Source organism: Ruegeria sp. BE10 (assembly GCF_056538905.1).
Genome location: NZ_JBQFTX010000017.1, coordinates 1 through 5956, shown reverse-complemented (window position 1 = coordinate 5956; position 5956 = coordinate 1). Strand labels below are relative to the sequence as shown.

Here is a 5956-nt window from a genome sequence, read left to right as displayed (position 1 = left end):
CAGAATTGCCACAAGGTGTTTTGTGGATATTTTTTTGGCGGTTTGTTTCGGGACGTTTGTATTGAAAGTTGTTAGTGAGGCGCCGATCGAAAAAGCGATAGATTGACGTGAAGATTCGAGCGGTGTCTTTGAGGTTGAGAAGCCTGTTGGCGTTGGTATGTGCGGGTGCGGCGGGCATGGGTCAGGCGCAGTCTGTTTCGACCTATGGCACACCCGGCCTGCTTGAGATCCCGACCGCCGAGATGTTCGATGACGGGGCGCTGGTGTTCACCGCTGCGGGGTTGCGCAATAGCGGGCGGGGGACGATGACGTTCCAGATGCTGCCCTGGGTGCATGGCAGCTTCCGCTATGCGGTGATCGACAGGCTGGATGGGCCCGACACCACCCGGTATGACCGCAGCTTTGACATCCATTTCCGGTTGCGCGAGGAAAGCCGGCACAGCCCGGCCATCGTGATGGGGTTGCGCGATTTTGGCGGTACCGGCGTCTATGCCGCCGAGTATTTTGTGGCCACCAAGACCTTTCAGGACCGGCTCAAGCTGACCGGTGGCATCGGCTGGGGCCGCATGGCGGGGCGGGGCGCGTTTTCGAACCCGCTGGGTGTGTTTGGCAGCCGGTTCGACACCCGGCCGCCGCCAAATTCGAACGGTCAGGGCGGTGAGCTGGAATTCGGCAACTGGTTCCGTGGCGATGCGGCGCTGTTTGGGGGCGCCAGCTGGCAATATAATGACCGGCTGACCTTTCTGGCCGAGTATTCCCCCGATCTGTACAGCCAGGAAGCGGTCAACGACAGTTTCCGGGTCAGATCCCCGATCAATGTCGGGGTCCAGTACCGGTTCGACAATGGCACGCAGCTGACCACATCTTTTCTTTATGGCTCCACGCTGGGGCTGACGCTGAGCTATTTCGTCGACCCGCGCAAATCGGTGGCGCCGGGCGGACAAGGTGCCGCGCCACCGCCGTTGCAGCCCAGATCCCAGACTGCTGCCGCAACAGCGGACCGCGCGACCGGCGACATCCGGTCCCGGATGCAGGCCGCGCTGGCGCAGGAAGGGTTGCGGCTGGTCTATCTGTCGGAGACCGGCGATACGGTTCAGGTCGGGGTCGAGAACACCACCTATGGTCAGGCCGCCCAGGCGTTGGGGCGCACCGCCCGCGTGCTGGCCAATGAAGAACCCGCCCAGACCGAGCATTTCGACATCGCTCTGATGTCGAACGGCGTGCCGCTGAGCGCGGTGCGGGTCAATCGCGACGACCTGTATGAGCTGGAACACGACCCCGACAATGCCTGGCGCAGCTTTGCCCGGGCCGAGGTGTCGGACACGCTGCCGCTGGTACAGGGCGGCATCCTCAGCGATGCTTACCCGCATTTTTCCTATCGGTTTGGGCCGTATCTGAACTTTTCCTTCTTCGACCCCGACGACCCGCTGCGATACGAGGTGGGCGCCGCGCTGGGGCTGGATTACACGCTTTCGCCGGGCTTCACCCTGTCAACCGGGCTGCGGTTGCCGATCCTCAGCACGCTGGATGACAGCACCCGGGTCTCGGATTCGCCGCTGCCGCATGTGCGCTCAGACTGGGCGATCTATGCCCGCGAATCCAACCTGCGGATCGAACATATGACCGGCGAGTATCTGTGGCGGCCGGGCACGAACCTTTATGCCCGCACCACGCTGGGCTATCTCGAGACCATGTTCGGCGGGCTGTCGGCGGAACTGCTGTGGTATCCCACCAACAGCCGCCTGGCGCTGGGGGCCGAGGCCAATTATGCGGTGCAACGCGATTTCGACGTGCTGTTCGGCTTTCAGGATTATTCCGTCGCCACCGGGCATGTCTCGGCCTATTACGATCTGCCGGGCGAGTATCACGCGCAGGTCGATGTCGGGCGTTACCTGGCGGGCGATTATGGCGCCACCTTCACGCTGGATCGCGAGTTCAACAACGGCTTCAAGGTCGGAGCGTTCTTTACCCTGACCAATGTCAGCTCGGAAGAGTTCGGCGAAGGCTCGTTCGACAAGGGTATCCGGCTGGAAATCCCGGTCTCATGGCTGACCGGGCGTCCGTCGCGCAACAAGATCGCTCAGACCATCCGCCCCGTTCTGCGCGATGGCGGCGCGCGACTGCATGTGCGCAACCGGCTCTATGGCGTCACCCGCGAGGCCCGCGCGCAGGACCTGTCGCGCGGCTGGGGGAGGTTCTGGCGATGACAGCCCTGCGCCGCCCTGCCCTGCTGGCCCTGCTGGCCCTGCTGGCCCTGATGCTGATCTCCTGCGGCGACGCGCAGGAAGATGTCGATCTGCTGAAGGGGGCGCTGTTTCCCAATGCGCCCCGGTTCCATCCGCGCGCGCAGGCGCTGGCCGCGCGCCGCCCGATCCCGCCGCGGCTTGAAGTCGGCTTTCCCGCCCGCGATCTGGCCGGGGTCATGTTGCTTGAGACCGAGCGCGCCGGGGTACAGACCTGGCTGAGTGCGGATGGCGCCACCATCACGCTGGATCAGGGGTTGCTGACCTCGGCCAAGGGGTTCGGCGGCGGTCTGGCCGGATCGGATGTCAGCCAGAGCGCGGCGCTGATCCTGAGCGGCGGTTCGGGCCGGGCCGAGCGGTTCCACAGCTTTCTCAACGGCAATGACGAGATCGAGCTGCACGCCTATCGCTGCCGGATCACCCCGTTGGGGTCTGACCCGGTGGTGTTGCAGGGCACGCCCGTTGCCGCGCAAAAGCGGCAAGAGGATTGCTATGGGGTGGCCGAGACCTTCAGCAACATTTACTGGGTGCAGGGCAGCACCGGCCGCATCGTCCAGTCCTCGCAATGGACCGGCGATTTCCTGGGCAACATGGTCATAAAGGTGGTGCCCGATGAGAGTTGAGATTTTGAACAGCAAAGGACAGCGCGTGCGCCATTTCCCCCTTCTTCTCAGTGCGCTGGCCCTGAGCGGCCTGATCGCCGGATGTTCAACCATCTACCGCAGCCCCTCGGTGACCGCAGGCGTGTCGGATGCCGGCAAGGTCCGCGTTGTGCCGGTCACGCCCGAGACCGTGCTGGTGGCCAACCGCTCGCCTTATGCGCCCAAAACCCTGCCTTCGGTGTTTGGTCTGTCGGCAGGCTCCGGCTCCTCCACCAGCTTGCGCGGCACCGGCCCCCTGCCCGAGGCGCCCTCGACCCAGGACGGATCACGCGCCGGGCTGCAGCTGGACCCGCCACCGCAAGTGAACCCCGGCCCCTACACCATTGGCATCGGCGACGTGCTGGTGCTGTCCACGCCATCCACCCAAGGCACCGCCGGAGAGCTGTCGGGCCTGCTGGCCGCGCAGAACAGCCGCAACGGCTATACCGTGCAGGATGACGGCTCGATCAACATCCCGGATGTCGGCCGCGTGCGGCTGGTCGGCCTGACCGTGGATGAGGCCGAGGCGCTGCTGTTCCAGCGTCTGGTGGAAAACCAGATCGACCCCACCTTCAGCCTGGAAATTGCCGAATTCAATTCCCGCCGCGTCTCGGTCGGCGGCGCCGTCGGCCAACCCGGCATCCAGCCCATCACCCTGACCCAGCTGACCCTGGGCGAGGCGCTGTCGGCCGCCGGGTCGGTCTCGGTCAGCGATATCGACAATTCCTCGGTGCGCATCTACCGCGACGGGCAGATGTATCAGATCCCACTGGAAGATCTGTATGCGCGCACCGCCTTGCAGAACCTCAACCTGATCGCCGATGACTCGGTCTTTGTCGATACCGACTATGATCTGGACCGGGCCGAGCGCTTCTTTGCCCAGCAGATCGCCCTGCGCGAGACCGTGCTGGAAGGCCGCCAGACCGCCCTGCAAGAGCTGAACGTGGCCGTCAATCTGCGCCGCGCCGATCTGGATGAGCGCCGCAACAACTTTGTTCAGTCCATCGAACTGGACGCGGTTGATCGCGATTACGTCTACCTGTCCGGCGAGGTCCGCACCCAGGGCCGCTATGCCCTGCCGTTCAACCACGCGGCCACCCTGGCCGATGCGCTGTTCGACACCGGCGGCGGCATCGCCAAGGAAACCGGCGACGCATCGGAGGTTTATGTGCTGCGCGCCGCAACCGACGCCCGCGAGTTCGGCGCCGTCACCGCCTGGCACCTTGATATCCGCAACGCCGCACAGCTGACCCTGGCCGCGCAATTCCAGCTGCGCTCGAACGACATCATTTTCATCGCGGAAAACCCTGTCACAAAATGGGGCCGCACCATCAGCCAGATCACCCCATCCCTTGTCACGACGCCAATCAATGCCGCGGTAAATTAAGACACCCACCCGGGCACCGCCATCGCGCCCAATCAGCACAAGCGCGCTGGCCGCCCGGGCCGGTTCATTGCCTTCACGTCTTTCAAAAGCTTATCACACACCAAAAACACGATTATGGTCGCACCGGGCGTGCCGACCCTGGGTACACAAGGAACCAAGATATGAAGATCGCGATTGCCGGGATTGGCTATGTTGGCTTGTCCAACGCCGTGCTGCTGGCGCAAAACCACGACGTTGTTGCCCTGGATGTGTCCGCCGCGCGCGTGGACATGCTCAACCAGCGCGAAAGCCCGATCCAGGATGCCGATATCACCGACTTCCTGACCAACCGAGCGCTGAACCTGACCGCCACCACCGATCCCGACGCCGCGTTTGGCGGGGCGGATTTTGTCGTTGTGGCCACCCCGACCAATTATGATCCGCGCAGCAACTATTTCGACACCAGCTCGGTCGATACGGTGATCGACCAGGTCACCAGAGTGAACCCCGATGCTGTCATCGTGATCAAATCCACCATCCCCGTGGGCTTTGTCACCGATGCCCGCGCGCGGTTTGGCACCGACAATGTGATCTTCTCGCCAGAGTTTCTGCGCGAGGGGCAGGCGCTGCACGACAACCTGCATCCCAGCCGGATCATCGTCGGCGAACGCTCGGACCGGGCCAAGACCTTTGCCGAGCTGCTGCTGGAAGGAGCAGTCTCAAAAGATGCGCCGGTGTTGTTCACCGACCCCGACGAGGCCGAGGCGATCAAGCTGTTCGCCAATACCTACCTTGCCATGCGCGTGGCCTTTTTCAACGAGCTCGACAGCTATTCCCTGGCCGGCGGCATGGACCCGCGCCAGATCATCGAAGGCGTCAGCCTCGACCCGCGCATCGGCGCGCATTACAATAACCCCTCGTTCGGATATGGCGGCTATTGCCTGCCCAAAGATACCAAACAGCTGTTGGCCAATTACAACCATGTGCCGCAGAACCTGATCCGCGCCATCGTCGATGCCAACCGCACCCGCAAGGATTTCCTCAGCGATCAGATTCTGATGAAAGGGCCCAAAACCGTCGGCATCTACCGGCTGGTGATGAAAGAAGGCAGCGACAATTTCCGCCAAAGCTCGGTTCAGGGCATCATGAAGCGGATCAAGGCCAAGGGCATCCAGGTCATCGTCTATGAACCGGTTTTGAGCGAGGATCATTTCTTCCACTCACCGGTGATCCGCGATCTTGACGCCTTCAAGCAGCAGGCCGACCTGATCCTCGCCAACCGCATCTCGGACGAGATCCGCGATGTCAGCGACAAGGTCTTCACACGCGATCTGTTTGGCGCGGACTGATCCCGACAGAGGGGTTTTGAGAATACAAAAAAACCCCGCCGCCGGAAGTCGGTGGCAGGGCTGTGCGCCGTGAACGGCGGATACCTTACGTCAGCACAAGCGCATGAATGCCCGACGCCGTCGTGCCGGTCGCATGCACACGCGTAACCCCCACCGGCAGGATCGAAAAATCCGTCACCTGAACGGTGCGCGTCTCCCCTCGCACCGTGGTCATCACCACGGCCCCGCCCGCCTCAACATAAAGACCAATCGCCACATCCGACAAATCCGCCACATCCGACGGCGCAACAGGCAAAACATCACGCGCAGGCCCCGAAAGGCTGGAAACGCGATTGATAAAAGGGTTCATGCTCATCA

5 protein-coding genes are annotated in these 5956 nt (G+C 62.9%); 4 read left to right on the top strand and 1 reads right to left on the bottom strand.

Annotation, left to right across the window (positions count from 1 at the left end; all coding sequences use genetic code 11):
- Positions 1-176: 176 nt before the first annotated feature.
- The 4 genes from ACR0M2_RS20575 (at position 177) to ACR0M2_RS20560 (ending at position 5599) form a co-directional block, all read left to right on the top strand.
- Positions 177-2207 (top strand): YjbH domain-containing protein, encoded by a 2031-nt coding sequence (locus ACR0M2_RS20575; RefSeq protein ID WP_480664525.1) that lies wholly within the window; start codon positions 177-179, stop codon positions 2205-2207.
- Positions 2204-2866, top strand: coding sequence for a YjbF family lipoprotein (locus tag ACR0M2_RS20570; protein ID WP_480706881.1), 663 nt, complete (start codon positions 2204-2206; stop codon positions 2864-2866). The genes ACR0M2_RS20575 and ACR0M2_RS20570 overlap by 4 nt, the downstream gene beginning before the upstream one ends.
- Positions 2856-4271, top strand: coding sequence for a polysaccharide biosynthesis/export family protein (locus ACR0M2_RS20565; protein WP_170551231.1), 1416 nt, complete (start codon positions 2856-2858; stop codon positions 4269-4271). The genes ACR0M2_RS20570 and ACR0M2_RS20565 overlap by 11 nt, the downstream gene beginning before the upstream one ends.
- Positions 4272-4432: 161 nt before the next feature.
- Complete coding sequence (locus ACR0M2_RS20560; protein WP_480706879.1) at positions 4433-5599, top strand: nucleotide sugar dehydrogenase; 1167 nt, start codon at positions 4433-4435, stop codon at positions 5597-5599.
- Positions 5600-5684: 85 nt separating this feature from the next.
- Here ACR0M2_RS20560 and ACR0M2_RS20555 read toward each other — a convergent pair whose 3' ends face one another.
- Complete coding sequence (locus ACR0M2_RS20555; protein WP_226689899.1) at positions 5685-5954, bottom strand: spike base protein, RCAP_Rcc01079 family; 270 nt, start codon at positions 5952-5954, stop codon at positions 5685-5687.
- Positions 5955-5956 lie beyond the last annotated feature (2 nt).

Bases quoted from the DNA above. Each gene is read 5' to 3' on its own strand.
- ACR0M2_RS20575 (WP_480664525.1), top strand. From the start codon at position 177: ATGGGTCAGGCGCAGTCTGTTTCGACCTATGGCACACCCGGCCTGCTT.
- ACR0M2_RS20570 (WP_480706881.1), top strand. From the start codon at position 2,204: ATGACAGCCCTGCGCCGCCCTGCCCTGCTGGCCCTGCTGGCCCTGCTG.
- ACR0M2_RS20565 (WP_170551231.1), top strand. From the start codon at position 2,856: ATGAGAGTTGAGATTTTGAACAGCAAAGGACAGCGCGTGCGCCATTTC.
- ACR0M2_RS20560 (WP_480706879.1), top strand. From the start codon at position 4,433: ATGAAGATCGCGATTGCCGGGATTGGCTATGTTGGCTTGTCCAACGCC.
- ACR0M2_RS20555 (WP_226689899.1), bottom strand. From the start codon at position 5,954: ATGAGCATGAACCCTTTTATCAATCGCGTTTCCAGCCTTTCGGGGCCT.